Below are 13,447 nucleotides of genomic sequence, written 5' to 3'. Positions count from 1 at the left end.
AACGAAATCTAGAATATGTCTATATATCCCAAGCCCCATAAAACATTAAATTTAAGCCCTCCTTCACTCTTGGCACTGGGGTTTCTGGGCTTTATTATTTTTGGCACGTTATTACTAAAACTGCCATTTGCCAATACAGGACATGTGAGCTGGATGGATGCACTCTTTACAGCAACCTCAGCAGTCACAATCACCGGTTTATCTGTTTTAAATATTCATGAGTCTTTTACACTGTTCGGGCAAACTATCATTTTGTTGCTCATTCAATCTGGTGGATTGGGTTTCATGACTTTTGCCATATTGGCGGCACTGAGCTTGTCACCCAAAGTTGGCCTTAAACAACAAATGATGGCGCAAGATAGTCTCGGACAAACGAGCCTGTCAAAGGTTACTTTTGTTGCTAAGGGAGTTGTCACTTATACCCTTATTTTTGAGCTTATTGGTACAATTATTCTCACTATTGCTTTTACACCGAGTTATGGCTTTGCACGTGGATTGTACTATGCGATTTTTTACAGTATCTCCTCATTTAATAATGCTGGTTTTTCATTATTTTCCAATAGCTTAATAAGTTTTCAAAGCAATTATATTATTTGTATAACTGTTAGCATACTTTATACCTTAGGCGGGCTGGGCTTTTTGGTTCTCATGGACATTAAGCAAAATAAAAAATGGAAAAAACTCACGCCGAATAGCAAGCTAATTCTTACCACTATTACAGTGATTAATATTATTGCCTTTATTTTAATTTGGGCTTTAGAAGCTCAAAACCCTCATACCCTAGGAATGCTTAGTATCGGTGATCAAGCATTAAATGCTTGGTTTCAAGCCACTGTTCCACGCTCGTCAGGATTTAATACCATTGATACAGGAGCAATGACCAACAGTAGCTCCTTACTCATGATGTTACTTATGTTTATTGGTGGTGGCTCGCTTAGTACCGCAGGTGGAATCAAAGTTGGAACCTTTGTAATTTTAGTGCTCAGTGTTATTTCATTTTTACGACGCACAGATGAAATTCGAATATTTAATCATTCAGTCGCACATAAAACCACTTATAAAGCTTTAGCAGTCACTGCAATTACGAGCATACTCATTTTCATGGGATTCTTTATTATTTTGCTTTTAGAGCCTAAAGCAGACTTTATGAACTTGTTATTTGAGGTTGTTTCCGCAGCGTGTACTGTAGGGCTTTCTCGTGGAATCACGCCAGAACTACATAATGGTAGTTTATTCATTTTAAGTTTACTGATGTTTGCTGGGCGACTCGGCCCATTAACTCTGGCCTATTTGATTGCTACTCCGAAAAAAAGTCGACTCAAACACCCTCAAGCCAATATTCAAATTGGATAATAAAAATGCCGCTATAAAAGCGGCATTTTTACAAGTAAGGACTTAGTACCAGTTCATGAGTGAAACACCCAAGCCCGCGTAGGTTGCTCGATGGTTATAGTCAATTAAACTTTCACCATAACCATTAAACAACTGGAAGTGTCCACGCAGTTTGCCACTGATTGGAAAAGCCCAATCAAATTGAACAGCACCATGCGAATCATCACCACCTTTCAAAGAGTGACGCAGCATTAAAGAGAAGTCATTTTCCTTCCACTTATAAAATGCTGTTAAATCACCACGACCAATGTAATTTTCCATATCAGGGTTATTATCATCTTTGCTGTCTTCTTCAATGCGCACCCACGGACGAAGCATTAAAGCAAAGTTACCGCGCTCTAATCCCACATTAAAGATTACGCGATTCCAGCTACGAGATAATGGATCTGAACGACCATTTGATTGGTGATTTAAAGTGACTCCAAGCAAACGACCATCTAAACCAAGCAATTCATAGTTGGTTCTAAACATTAAACTTGCTTCAGGCTCATAATTCGTTTCACGGAAAGGACGAGACTCTTCAGCATTGAATGTCTGCCAACGTGAAGATTGTGTATAACCTACCCACAAATCACCATTGTTGCCAAAAATATTTTCCCAAGCTTTGGTTTTTAAAGAAATCTGAAATTTACTTTCCATTGATTTCAGGTTTTGAGCTGTATGCTCTACGTTGTTTGGATTTGGGCTAGTAGGTAATTCATTTTTGTCGCTGGTCCAGAATACTGGTAACAAATAGACCGGTTGATAAGCACGGATATTCCAAACCCCTAGTTTACTCTCTTCAGACAACTCCCAACGTTGATCCAGCAAAGAAGTAGTGGGTTTAAGTTTTGGTGCTTTACCAATTATTTTGATATTACTCACTGTATCTACCACCTTCTTTTTAAATGTTTCAGGTGGAACAGCAGGTGCATCAATTTTTTTAACAGGTTCTGGTACAGCCGCAGCTTGAATAACTGGTAAAGCTGCTGGTTTAAATACAGAGTCATAACAAGCCAGACGATCGGCATTCGAAGCAAGAGCAACACATGCATCTACTGTCGCAGGGGTTACAGGTGCCAAAGTATCAGCATATGTCACAGACGCACACAAACAGCTAAGCACGATTCCCATGCTTAGCTGTAAAGATGTGCGTTCAAATTGTCTGAACGCCATGTTCATCTCCAATTTTTATTTTAATTAACTTGTTGAATGGTAAAACCTAATTGTTGCAATTCATCGCGTTTTGCAAATGGTGCAACTACAGCTTTTACAGGAGTTTGCTCAACTAAATATTGACGAGCAACACGTTGTAAATCTTCTAATGTTACATGCAGCAATCGGTCACGTAAGGTACGGCGGAAAGCAGGTGTTCTTGCATGCAACAATGCATAACATGCTGTGATCGCCTCACCCGCTGGTGAACCCGGTTTATCCATACTTGCAACGAGTCCAAGAATCGCTTCTTCAAGCTGATGCGGCTGTTGTTCCGTATTTAATAACCATTGCACACTTGCTTCAAAGTCTTTAAAAGTTTCTGCTAAACGCGGGTCACGGTAACTATAGAAACGAAATGAACACGCGTTGCCATCATAACTTGCTCCCCCCCCATACGCACCGCCTTTTTCACGAATGGCACTGTGCAAGAACCCATTACGTAAATAAGCTGCCAATACCATTAGTGGAGCCGCATCTGGATGCGATACATCGACAGCCTGATAAGCAGAAGCACAGAACTGAACATTTGCCTGAATTAACCATGCTTCATGATTATTATCATTTGCTTGTGCTACGTGCGTTAACTCTGTTGCAGCTGGACCAACATTTAATTTATCCCAAACATTTTGGATTTCTTCAACTAAACGTTCAGACTGATGTTCTTCACATACAAGCAAGAACTGTTTAGGCGCTTGCAATAATTTAGTATGAATACGTTTTAATTCCGCAATTAGCTCTTCATAAGCTGCATCATCTTGGGTAATTTTAGCAACAAGCTCACCCAACCAGTTTAATGCACCTAACCCAGTGTTTTGATAGTCGCGTTGAGCCAATGCACTCATATTACGTGATGCGATTTGCATTGCATAGCTATGACCAGCACCAGACAAACGAGACTGCCAACGTGTTTTACGCTGTTGCAATAACTCAATAATGCGCTCTTTCTCGTCAAATCGAAGCTGTTCAAATGCTAACTTTAATAAATGAATTGCATCGAACTTCTGAGTTAAAGATTTAGTCGTTAATGTTAACCAAGCACTAATTTTATCTTTATCGTCAACTTTACTACGTAAAGAAGCGCCCATTCCTAAACCGCCACTTACAGCAGTTTGTAAGTTTTGTAGTTCAAGATAATCATATTCACCTGCACCTACTTCGCCCATCAAGATAGAGAGCAAATTGAAATAAGGTGACATTACAATATCTTCAGGAATTTGAATGAGGACTTGTTGATAGTAAATACCATTCGTACCAGCATGATACAAGTTCAACGGCGTATCCATGCGATTGCAAAGAATCTCGCGCAATTGACCCTGCACAATATGCAAGTCAGCAGGCACGTCTTCCAAACCTACTTTTGGTAATAGGTCAAGGTTGTCCGGTGTATCCTGACGTTCCTCTAAAGCCTTGGTATTAGCGATAATTTCAGCCTTATCAGCATCTGTTAGTTTTTCACCAATAGTAGCTAAACGTGCTTTTTCTGCCTCTTGCTCTTTTACAGACTTGGTTGGGTCTGGAACTAAAGTCATCTGTACGCGATGTGGGTTGTCTAGCAAATGTGTTTGAATCAGATTTGATAACCACATTGGGTCTTTCAACTCTTCTTTAACTTGTGCAATTGCGCTATCAACGTCCCAAATTTGAATTGGGTCATTATGGTGAATCGCACCGCTTAAGCCATTTAAAATTAGACTTAAACCATACGGCGTACCATCACCATTGATTTCACGTTGATGTAATTCAATTTGATGTAAAATCGCATCGACTAAATCACTATCAATTGGTTTTGCAGCAACATCACGTAAAATATTTAAAACGCCGTCTTTAAAGCTTTCAGCATGTTCAGGGTTTGAACCTTGAACACCACAATAAAACGTCATTTCAAAATTACTATCGTCTACACCCATTAATGGACCTGTTGATTGAGCATAACCACAAGTTTCTAAATAATGGCGTAGTGGTGAAGCTGAATTTTCTAATAAAATTCCTTCAACTAAACGCATTCCCAAACGCAATTTAACATCATTCGCTTCGGGCAATAACCAAGATAAGACATGATAAGTCTTATCTTTTAAATCGTCGCTATCAACACCATAGTTTTCTATTACTTCAATTGGCGCAGCTAAACGTTTTTCGGGCTTAGAATATAAAGTTGTACCCGCTGAAAACTTATTTAGAGCTAGTTTTTCAAATTGCTCTTGTAACTCATAAGCTGTTTGATTCCCGAAGGTCATAAATACAGCATTACTTGGATGGTAATGAGTCTTATAAAATTCGACTAACTGCTCATACGTTAAATCAGGAATATCTTTTGGATCGCCACCTGAATTGTAATGGTAGGTCGTTTCAGGAAATAAATGATGAGCCAACTGGTGATAAAGTTGGTCAGACGGCGCACTCATGGCACCCTTCATTTCATTAAAGACCACACCTTTATAAACAGGTTGCCCATTTTCAAGTTCAATGCGAATACCTTCTTGAGCAAAATCAAGTGGATTCAAATTAGCGGCAAACGCCGCATCAAGATAAACAGAAAGTAAGTTTTGGAAATCTTTTTTATTTTGAGTAGCAAATGGGTAGGCTGTCCAATCCGCTGCTGTAAATGCGTTCATGAACGTATTTAAAGAACGGCGAATCATTAAAAAGAACGGATCACGTACCGGAAACTTTTCAGATCCACACAAAGCGGTATGTTCTAAAATATGTGCCGTGCCTTTAGAGTCCATAGGTTGTGTTCTAAAAGCAACCAGAAATACATTTTCATCATAGTCAGTTGCCAAGTGATAATGCACAGCACCTGTAACTTTATGCTTATATTCAGACACTAAAATATCTAATGCTTCTACATGGTGCTGACGTAGCAACTGAAACGCAGGGTGAACAGTTTGAGAAATGGTTTCAGTGACATCTACAGTCATGTGATCTCCTAACATATCGGATAAGTGAATAAGTCTCATTATAGCCTGAGTCAGCTTGAGATTGGCGAACAAAAGCCAAGTAAAATACTATGTTTTTGTTGGGTATTAGTTTTCAAGGGCACAGCTTTGATATCAAGCACATAGCCATGAATGTTTTATCCTAACAGAACGAAACATCTTAATTCTATTTATATCCAATATTACAAAGAAAAAAGCCCATCAATTTGAGTCATATGCCCCTACCAAGCCCTAAATAAAGTAATTCCGATGAATAGGTTATTTAGTTTGAAAGACATAGTCACGATTAGATTTTAAATATTAAAAATATCATTTCATTTTTTTAGAAAAATTACTATTCGGCATATTTGTCTCGGAATATCCCATTTTCTTATAAAAAGCAGCTGCTCTATGAGTGTCTGTATATAAAACTATTTCATCAAAATATTGTTTAGCATGCTCTTCTACAGATCTAAGTAATAATTCACCTATACCCTGCCGTCTATATTCAGGATGTACATAAAATCGTCTCAACCTACCCACGTCTTTATTTAGAGTAGTATTAATTCCACCAATGGCAATTAACTGATTAGCATATTGCATACCATACAAAACCTCTCCCACCTCGTCAAAACAGTTCTGGCCAGATTTATATTCATCTATCAATCTATTGATAAATCTAAAACCCTCATTCTGAGAAACTAAGCTTAATTCAATAATTTGCTCTGGCAACTCATCAAGTTTTTGTATCAAGAATTGATCTAAAGAATATTCAGACAATAATCTTTCTCCACTTATCTTTGAATTAACTGAATTTTATTCAACAAACTACAGCAAATCCAAGCAATGGTGTAAACTTAGCTACCTGATTTTTTATTTGTGACAACACATATGGCAACTGTAGATCTTTTTGCAATTGGTAATGCATTAATCGACCAAGAATTTAAAGTGTCTGATGATTTTCTGAATCAACAAGGCCTGCAAAAAGGCACAATGCAGTTGTCCGATGGCGACACTCAATCTGCTCTTTATGCAGAGTTAAAACAGCATCAAGACTACAAGGGGCAAGCAAGTGGCGGTTCTGCAGCAAATACGACTGTAGCTTTTAGTGCATTAGGTGGAAGCGCTTTTTATGGTTGCCGTGTTGGTCATGACGATTTAGGTGCGATCTACCTACAAGGTCTAAATGAAGCTGGCATCCAGACCACACCAAAATCGATCAGTGAAGGCGTAACTGGCACATGTATGGTGTTAATTAGCCCTGACTCTGAACGCACTATGCACACCTATTTGGGTATTACTGCTGAACTTTCTCAAGATCAAATCGACTTTGAACCATTGAAAACAGCAAAGTGGCTTTATATTGAAGGTTATCTTTCTACAAGTGAAACGGCTCGTAAAGCTGTAAAACAAGCAAGAGAAATTGCAAAAGCAAATGGCGTTAAAATTGCCCTCTCTCTTTCAGATCCTGCCATGGTGCAATACGCTCGTGAAGGCTTGGAAGAACTTATGGATGATGGCGTAGACTTACTATTTTGTAATGAGCAAGAAGCCTTAATGTATACCAATACAACTTCTGTAGAAGATGCTCTTACTCAATTACGTTTTAAAAATTATACCGTAGTCATTACACAAAGTGCCAAAGGTGCTTTAGTTTCTAACCCAACTCAACATTTTCATGTTGCGGGACGCCACGTAGAAGCAGTTGATACAAATGGTGCAGGCGATGCATTTGCAGGCGCGTTCCTTTATGCCCTAAACCATCACCAAGATTTGAATGCTGCGGCTCAGTTAGCCATCTTAATTTCGAGTGAAGTAGTCTCTCAATTCGGACCACGTTTAGCTGTAAATGATTATGCTAAACTTCTTGAAAATTTTCAGAAGGAATGTGCTTGAAATGGAAAGGATCTGTATGACGGAAGAAGTTCCTGAGCGTGAAGCTAGAGCTTTTGACACTTTACAAGGAACTACTATTTTCGTTACGCAACGTGACGGTGCATTCTATGCTTATCAGAATTTATGCCCTCACCTACAAACTGAGCTTGAATATTTAGAAAATCAATTTCTCGATCAAGACCAAGAATACATCCAGTGCTCTACTCATGGTGCTTTATTTACTGTGGAAACAGGCGAATGTATTTCAGGGCCATGTTTAGGTGATTTTTTAAACAAAGTTGAGCTTAAAGTACATTCAGATGGCGGTATCTATATCGTAGACTGAAGCTATAAACATTAGAGTTTCTGCCATGGCTGATTTCTTTTTCAATTATTATCTTATGCCATTTCACTTAAGTGTAGTGGCTTTGATATTGCTCAGCGTGGTAGAAACCATTGGTATGTATATTGGACTCCGTCCAAGTCAGTTACTTAAAAAAATTGCACCAGATTGGCTTTCTAACTCACCACTACTTAATGTTAAATTTTCTAAAGCTCTAATTTTCGTTTTTTTACTCATCAACTTCAGTTATGCAGGTTACTTTTTACAACTCTCTTTCTTCGCAATACAGCATTATTTTATTTCACCATTTTATTTAATCGTCCCAGCACTTGTGATCGCAATCTTTTTTACTGTGTTCATGATTCACTGCCTTGACCAAGTGATTAAGCCGAAGCTTACACATACCAACTATAACCTTTTAGGGCGATTAGCGACTATTTCCAGTGGTAATGCCAGACCAGGTTTTTCTGCTCAAGCACGCGTACGTGATGAATTTGGTCAACTTCACTATGTTCAGGTAGAACCAGAATATGGTGAACTCGAATTATATTCCCAAGTCATTCTTGTCAAAGTGCATAAAAGCCATTATGTAGCCAAAAAAATCTCTATCTCAAACGATCTTTTCGCACCCGATTAATCCTTAATAATTCTTCTCATCCATTATTGCTTTTTTGCAGGCTTTATTACGGCCTTATTTTATTATTTTCTTTTTTAATTAATTATTTATTTATTATCCCGACTATTTTAGTTAGAAATAAAATTAACAAATATTATATACAACCATATTAGTCGGAATTAAATTTAAAACAAACCATTTTAATCAACTTAATAATTTTATTTACAAGTGTTTTAGTAGGAATTAATAATCAATTCAAACTATTTTGGTATAGTATTATTTTTCAAATATTAAATATTTGTTTTTTATAAATTAATTATTTAAATATTCATTTAAAATATATTTATTGTTTATTTTTATTATATTTTGATTAATAATAAAATTAATATCAAATGAGGTTTAATTAATGAGCCTTAATTTTCAAAATCTTAATAGTCGTTTAATTAAAGAAATCACCATTATTTTAATAATAAAAATAGTGCTTCTTTTAACGATTAAACATATTTGGTTTGATGCTCCCACCATCCCCAAAAATTTTGACAATCAGGTCGCCGAGCATATTGCTGGCGATAACATTTCCAACATTAAGGAGACACGTTGATGATTTCTGAAAGCGTGGTTGATCTTTCGCGGTTTCAATTTGCAATGACCGCAATGTATCACTTTCTTTTCGTCCCTTTAACTTTAGGTTTGGCATTTATCCTTGCCATCATGGAAACCACCTATGTCATTTCCGGTAAAGAAATTTACAAGGATATGACTAAATTTTGGGGAAAATTATTTGGTATTAACTTTGCGTTAGGGGTAACGACTGGCTTAACCATGGAGTTCCAGTTTGGAACGAACTGGGCTTATTACTCACACTATGTAGGTGATATTTTTGGTGCACCATTAGCCATTGAAGGCCTGATGGCTTTCTTCCTTGAGTCGACATTTATTGGTTTATTCTTCTTTGGATGGGACCGTTTAACTAAGGTTCAGCATCTAGGTGTAACATGGTTAGTTGCGCTCGGTTCTAACATGTCAGCGCTGTGGATTTTAGTGGCGAATGGCTGGATGCAAAACCCTGTAGGCGCTGCGTTCAACTTTGAAACGATGCGTATGGAACTAGTCGATTTCGGCGCGCTTATCTTTAACCCCGTAGCTCAAGTTAAATTTGTACACACTGTATCAGCAGGCTATGTAACTGGTGCGATTTTCGTACTAGCTATCTCAAGCTACTACTTGCTTAAAAAACGTGATCTTCCTTTCGCTCGTCGTTCATTTGCAATCGCTGCGATTTTCGGTCTTGCATCTACACTTTCAGTGATTTTACTCGGTGATGAATCTGGCTATGAATTAGGGGATGTTCAAAAAACTAAACTGGCTGCAATTGAAGCCGAATGGGATACTCACCCTGCTCCAGCTCCATTTACTTTATTTGGTATACCAAACCATGAAGAAATGCGGACGGATTATGCAGTTAAAATTCCATATGCATTAGGTTTAATTGCAACCCGTTCAACAACCAAAGAAGTTACTGGTCTTAAAGATCTCATGCAGCAGCACGAAGTTCGTATTCGCAACGGTATGCTTGCCTATGCTGAACTTGAAAAACTACGTGCCGGTGATCGCTCACCAGAGTTATTAGCTTCGTTTGAAAAAAATCAAAAAGATTTAGGTTATGGCCTTCTTCTTAAGAAATATACACCAAATGTAGTTGATGCAAACGAGCAGCACATTCAAGCTGCTGTAAAAGATACTGTTCCAAATGTTACAGCTCTATTTTTCTCTTTCCGAGCAATGGTTGCCTCTGGCTTCTTAATGCTATTACTTTTCATTTTAGCAACTTGGGCTGTAGCAAAAAGAAATGCTGAAAATAAACCTTGGCTACTTAAATATGCATTGTTTGCTCTGCCACTTCCTTGGATCGCTGCGCAAACAGGTTGGTATGTAGCTGAGGGTGGTCGTCAACCTTGGTCTATTGGTGAAATTTTGCCAACACACCTATCTACGTCTAGTTTAAGTAGTGGTGATGTATGGGGGTCGATTCTTGCGCTAGCAGCTTTCTATACCGCTCTTTTGATTATTGAAATGTATTTAATGATTAAATTTGCTCGTCTAGGGCCAAGCTCTCTGCACACTGGTAAATATCATTTTGAAAAGCAAGAACCGAAAACAGCTGTTAATGGGGAGGCCTTATCATGATCGAATATGAACTATTAAAAATCATTTGGTGGGTGTTAGTTGGTGTACTTCTGATCGGCTTTGCTCTCACTGATGGTTTCGATATGGGTTCCATGGCTCTCATGCCTTTCGTTGGGAAAACCGATAACGAACGACGTGCAGCCATTAACACGATCGCGCCTCACTGGGATGGCAATCAGGTTTGGTTTATTACAGCAGGCGGTGCATTATTTGCTGCATGGCCAATGGTATATGCTGTAGCTTTCTCTGGCATGTATTGGGCATTACTACTGGTTTTATTCGCCCTTTTCTTACGGCCAGTCGGCTTTGATTATCGTTCCAAACTTGAAAACACCAAATGGCGTAATTCATGGGATTGGGGCCTATGCATTGGAGGTGCTGTACCAGCGCTTGTGTTCGGTGTAGCCTTTGGTAATTTGTTTCTAGGCTTACCTTTTGGTTTAGATGACACTTTACGCTCTGAATATACTGGCAGCTTTTTTGCTCTTTTAAATCCGTTTGCATTAGTTTGCGGTATTGTCAGTCTTTCAATGCTCTGTGCCCACGGCGGTGCATGGCTCATGTTGCGTACAGACGATGCTTTAAAGCAACGCTCTGCAAAAGCAACTCAGATTATGGCAATGATATTTCTAGCTTGTTTTCTTTTTATCGGAGCATGGCTGTATTTTGGTCAAATACCCGGTTATAGCTATGCAGTAGCAATTGATCCAAATGCTGCACTCAACCCTTTAGCAAAAGAGGTCGTTACCAATAGCAACCCAGGTTGGATGAACAATTACAGTACCTATCCAATTACTAAAGTTGCCCCAGTTCTTGCAATATTAGGCGCAATCATTGCAATTATTGCAGCTTCAAAAGCAAAAGCAGGCTTAAGTTTCACTGGTACAAGTTTAATGATTGTAGGAGCAATTTTAACCGCAGGTTTTGCACTATTCCCGTTCTTGCTTCCATCTAGTATTAATCCTAATTCTAGCTTAACGATGTGGGATGCTGTGTCAAGCCACCTTACTTTAGGCGTTATGACTGTAGCTGCTGGCATTTTTGTACCACTCATTTTGATCTATACCAGTTGGTCTTATTACAAAATGTGGGGAGTCATTACCAACAAACACATCGAGTCAAACTCGCATAGCTTGTATTAAGGAGAAGCAAATGTGGTATTTCGCATGGATCCTTGGCATTTTGATGGCATGTTTTGCAGGTGTACTCAGTGCACTTTATATCGAGCACCATCAAAACTTAGATGAGGAATAAATCATGGCAAAAGCAATGACAGCATCAAATCATCGAAAAGTTCAAGCATTCGCAATGGCCCTTTCATTTCTGTTGGCATTGCCTCTTGCTGCAATTTTGCTGGTTTACCCTTCACTCATGTTAGATGCAAACGGACACTACAATCATAGTCAACTCATGTTGGTGATGATCGGTATTTCTGGTGGTTTCATTTATGGAGTTGGTTTTGTACCAAACTTCTGGTTATGGAAATGGTTATTTAGTCCATGGGTCGCATGGCCTCTCATGCTTTTAGGCTATTACATCTGGTTTCTAACCTAAACAAAAAAGACCTCATTTGAGGTCTTTTTTCATTTCAATCATTTTAATAGGTACCATTGGCACCCCTACATTTGCTTCAACCGGATATGGTTGTTCATTACCCGTTTTCACATATCCACGTCGTTCATAATAAGCAATCAACTCTGAACGTACATCTAGCACATACATTACAGCATTGACCAGATAAGGAACTTCTTTCAATGCATATTGCTCCGCATATTCTAAAACAGAACGACCCACTCTCATATTTTGAACATGAGGATCTGTACAGAACGTCCCAACCTCAACCTGATTGTTTTCAAATGTAAGTCCAATGCATGCAACAATTTTGGAAGAGTTAGTTTCCCCTACCAATAATGTCGAATTCGAAAGTTGTAGCTGTTCTTCTAATTGATGCTCTGTAATACGTTGCCCTTTTACAAACTCAAGCTCAGTTGTCCAACTTCTGCCTTGTTGTTCTCGATAAGACTTATTAATTAAATCTACGAGCTGTGGAATATCAGCAAATTGAGCTAAACGGAAATTTAAATTAGTCATAAAATATACTTAGGCTATTTATAAAAATTCTAAAAATAAAGCCGATATTAAATCGGCTTTATTTTAAATAGCAATTGATTAATTTGATTGTTCAGCTAACCATGCCATAAATTTTTGACGCTCAGCTTTAGAAGCTTTCTGCCAAGTTTCTACCAAACGCTGATCATTGGTCTGTGCCACACCAGTTACTGGCATAGATGTTGGAGCTGGTACCACAACTTGAGCGGAAGTAGGTTTAGCCGATACATACACTGCTTCAGGCTGTGGTTTAGATGATTTAGTCGTAAAGTCAGTTACTTTACCCAATAAGCCAGTTGCAAACCATGGTTTTGCTTCATTGTTTGCACCCGTTTGTTTCACAATTAATTCATTATTTGCACTGTACAAAGCAACCGTTGGTTGCTCTGCATATTTCTTCGCATTTTCAAAGTCTTTAGGCACATCTACCATTGAAAGCTTGTAAGTTTTCCCATCTTGCAATGCAGGTGTTTGAATTGTGACTACACCAGATTTAACAATGTCATGCTCGCCATTTAAATGTTCAAAATATTCTTGGTAACGCACGCTTAAGCTAGTCTCACCCGCATCGACTTTATAGTTATTTTTAGATGAACGAAATAACCCAGAATTGACTTCTTGACCATTTACCGCAAGGATTACAATTTCCTCTGGTGCTGTAATTGTAACTGCTGAAAATACTGAACCACTGAGTAATAAACCAATTGCAGCAACACCTAATCTTAAAGTCATCTGTTTCTTTCTCTGTATTTGATAAGCTATTAAATCATGAGCAATATGCAACATGATTGTGACTATTTTATGACAGTGCAG

General features: G+C 38.3%; 14 protein-coding genes. 9 read left to right on the top strand and 5 right to left on the bottom strand.

The window, feature by feature from the left end:
* Window positions 1–15 precede the first annotated feature (15 nt).
* The gene (locus ACB088_RS05405) at window positions 16–1,353 is read left to right on the top strand and encodes a TrkH family potassium uptake protein (RefSeq protein WP_375038227.1); all 1,338 of its coding nucleotides are present in this window, start codon (window positions 16–18) and stop codon (window positions 1,351–1,353) included.
* Between the two features lie 42 nt (window positions 1,354–1,395).
* On the opposite strand, the gene ACB088_RS05400 is transcribed toward ACB088_RS05405, so the two are convergent.
* The 3 genes from ACB088_RS05400 to ACB088_RS05390 form a co-directional block, all read right to left on the bottom strand.
* A complete protein-coding gene (locus tag ACB088_RS05400) occupies window positions 1,396–2,547 on the bottom strand; it encodes a phospholipase A (RefSeq protein WP_375038226.1) in 1,152 nt (383 codons plus the stop codon).
* A 20-nt stretch (window positions 2,548–2,567) separates the two neighbouring features.
* Window positions 2,568–5,507: an insulinase family protein gene (locus ACB088_RS05395; RefSeq protein WP_166645294.1), complete on the bottom strand. Its 2,940-nt coding sequence runs from the start codon at window positions 5,505–5,507 to the stop codon at window positions 2,568–2,570.
* 327 nt (window positions 5,508–5,834) lie between these two features.
* Window positions 5,835–6,284 (bottom strand): GNAT family N-acetyltransferase, encoded by a 450-nt coding sequence (locus ACB088_RS05390; protein WP_375038225.1) that lies wholly within the window; start codon window positions 6,282–6,284, stop codon window positions 5,835–5,837.
* A gap of 111 nt (window positions 6,285–6,395) precedes the next feature.
* Between ACB088_RS05390 and ACB088_RS05385 the strand changes: the two genes are divergently transcribed.
* From ACB088_RS05385 to ACB088_RS05350, 8 genes are all read left to right on the top strand, one after another.
* Window positions 6,396–7,400, top strand: coding sequence for an adenosine kinase (locus ACB088_RS05385; protein ID WP_092707097.1), 1,005 nt, complete (start codon window positions 6,396–6,398; stop codon window positions 7,398–7,400).
* A gap of 16 nt (window positions 7,401–7,416) precedes the next feature.
* Window positions 7,417–7,725, top strand: a complete 309-nt coding sequence (locus ACB088_RS05380; RefSeq protein ID WP_003652095.1) for a Rieske (2Fe-2S) protein — start codon at window positions 7,417–7,419, stop codon at window positions 7,723–7,725.
* 25 nt (window positions 7,726–7,750) lie between these two features.
* The gene (locus tag ACB088_RS05375) at window positions 7,751–8,359 is read left to right on the top strand and encodes an OB-fold-containig protein (RefSeq protein WP_003652096.1); all 609 of its coding nucleotides are present in this window, start codon (window positions 7,751–7,753) and stop codon (window positions 8,357–8,359) included.
* Between the two features lie 385 nt (window positions 8,360–8,744).
* A complete protein-coding gene (cydP, locus tag ACB088_RS05370; RefSeq protein ID WP_003652097.1) occupies window positions 8,745–8,939 on the top strand; it encodes a cytochrome oxidase putative small subunit CydP in 195 nt (64 codons plus the stop codon).
* A complete protein-coding gene (locus ACB088_RS05365; RefSeq protein WP_127492166.1) occupies window positions 8,939–10,525 on the top strand; it encodes a cytochrome ubiquinol oxidase subunit I in 1,587 nt (528 codons plus the stop codon). Before cydP ends, ACB088_RS05365 begins: the two co-directional genes overlap by 1 nt.
* Window positions 10,522–11,667: a cytochrome d ubiquinol oxidase subunit II gene (cydB, locus tag ACB088_RS05360; protein ID WP_375038224.1), complete on the top strand. Its 1,146-nt coding sequence runs from the start codon at window positions 10,522–10,524 to the stop codon at window positions 11,665–11,667. The genes ACB088_RS05365 and cydB overlap by 4 nt, the downstream gene beginning before the upstream one ends.
* Before the next feature lie 10 nt (window positions 11,668–11,677).
* Window positions 11,678–11,779: a cytochrome bd-I oxidase subunit CydX gene (gene cydX / locus ACB088_RS05355; protein WP_000270276.1), complete on the top strand. Its 102-nt coding sequence runs from the start codon at window positions 11,678–11,680 to the stop codon at window positions 11,777–11,779.
* Complete coding sequence (locus ACB088_RS05350; RefSeq protein ID WP_080593069.1) at window positions 11,780–12,079, top strand: cyd operon YbgE family protein; 300 nt, start codon at window positions 11,780–11,782, stop codon at window positions 12,077–12,079. It begins immediately after the preceding gene.
* A gap of 12 nt (window positions 12,080–12,091) precedes the next feature.
* On the opposite strand, the gene ACB088_RS05345 is transcribed toward ACB088_RS05350, so the two are convergent.
* Window positions 12,092–12,616 carry a GNAT family N-acetyltransferase gene (locus tag ACB088_RS05345; RefSeq protein ID WP_375038221.1) on the bottom strand — a complete coding sequence of 175 codons (525 nt, stop codon included), beginning with the start codon at window positions 12,614–12,616 and terminating at the stop codon, window positions 12,092–12,094.
* Window positions 12,617–12,694: 78 nt separating this feature from the next.
* Window positions 12,695–13,366, bottom strand: a complete 672-nt coding sequence (locus ACB088_RS05340; RefSeq protein WP_375038220.1) for a DUF2057 family protein — start codon at window positions 13,364–13,366, stop codon at window positions 12,695–12,697.
* Window positions 13,367–13,447 lie beyond the last annotated feature (81 nt).

The organism is Acinetobacter sp. RW6, from assembly GCF_041956835.1.
In the GTDB taxonomy this organism is placed as follows: Bacteria; Pseudomonadota; Gammaproteobacteria; order Pseudomonadales; family Moraxellaceae; genus Acinetobacter; species Acinetobacter calcoaceticus.
This window is presented reverse-complemented; position numbering and strand designations above follow the sequence as displayed.

What these genes read in the sequence shown, in the direction of transcription:
- ACB088_RS05365 (WP_127492166.1), top strand. Translation starts at nt 8,939, where the DNA reads ATGATTTCTGAAAGCGTGGTTGATCTTTCGCGGTTTCAATTTGCAATG.
- cydX (WP_000270276.1), top strand. Translation starts at nt 11,678, where the DNA reads ATGTGGTATTTCGCATGGATCCTTGGCATTTTGATGGCATGTTTTGCA.
- ACB088_RS05380 (WP_003652095.1), top strand. Translation starts at nt 7,417, where the DNA reads ATGACGGAAGAAGTTCCTGAGCGTGAAGCTAGAGCTTTTGACACTTTA.
- ACB088_RS05340 (WP_375038220.1), bottom strand. Translation starts at nt 13,366, where the DNA reads ATGACTTTAAGATTAGGTGTTGCTGCAATTGGTTTATTACTCAGTGGT.
- ACB088_RS05345 (WP_375038221.1), bottom strand. Translation starts at nt 12,616, where the DNA reads ATGACTAATTTAAATTTCCGTTTAGCTCAATTTGCTGATATTCCACAG.
- ACB088_RS05405 (WP_375038227.1), top strand. Translation starts at nt 16, where the DNA reads ATGTCTATATATCCCAAGCCCCATAAAACATTAAATTTAAGCCCTCCT.
- ACB088_RS05400 (WP_375038226.1), bottom strand. Translation starts at nt 2,547, where the DNA reads ATGGCGTTCAGACAATTTGAACGCACATCTTTACAGCTAAGCATGGGA.
- ACB088_RS05385 (WP_092707097.1), top strand. Translation starts at nt 6,396, where the DNA reads ATGGCAACTGTAGATCTTTTTGCAATTGGTAATGCATTAATCGACCAA.
- cydP (WP_003652097.1), top strand. Translation starts at nt 8,745, where the DNA reads ATGAGCCTTAATTTTCAAAATCTTAATAGTCGTTTAATTAAAGAAATC.
- ACB088_RS05375 (WP_003652096.1), top strand. Translation starts at nt 7,751, where the DNA reads ATGGCTGATTTCTTTTTCAATTATTATCTTATGCCATTTCACTTAAGT.
- ACB088_RS05395 (WP_166645294.1), bottom strand. Translation starts at nt 5,507, where the DNA reads ATGACTGTAGATGTCACTGAAACCATTTCTCAAACTGTTCACCCTGCG.
- cydB (WP_375038224.1), top strand. Translation starts at nt 10,522, where the DNA reads ATGATCGAATATGAACTATTAAAAATCATTTGGTGGGTGTTAGTTGGT.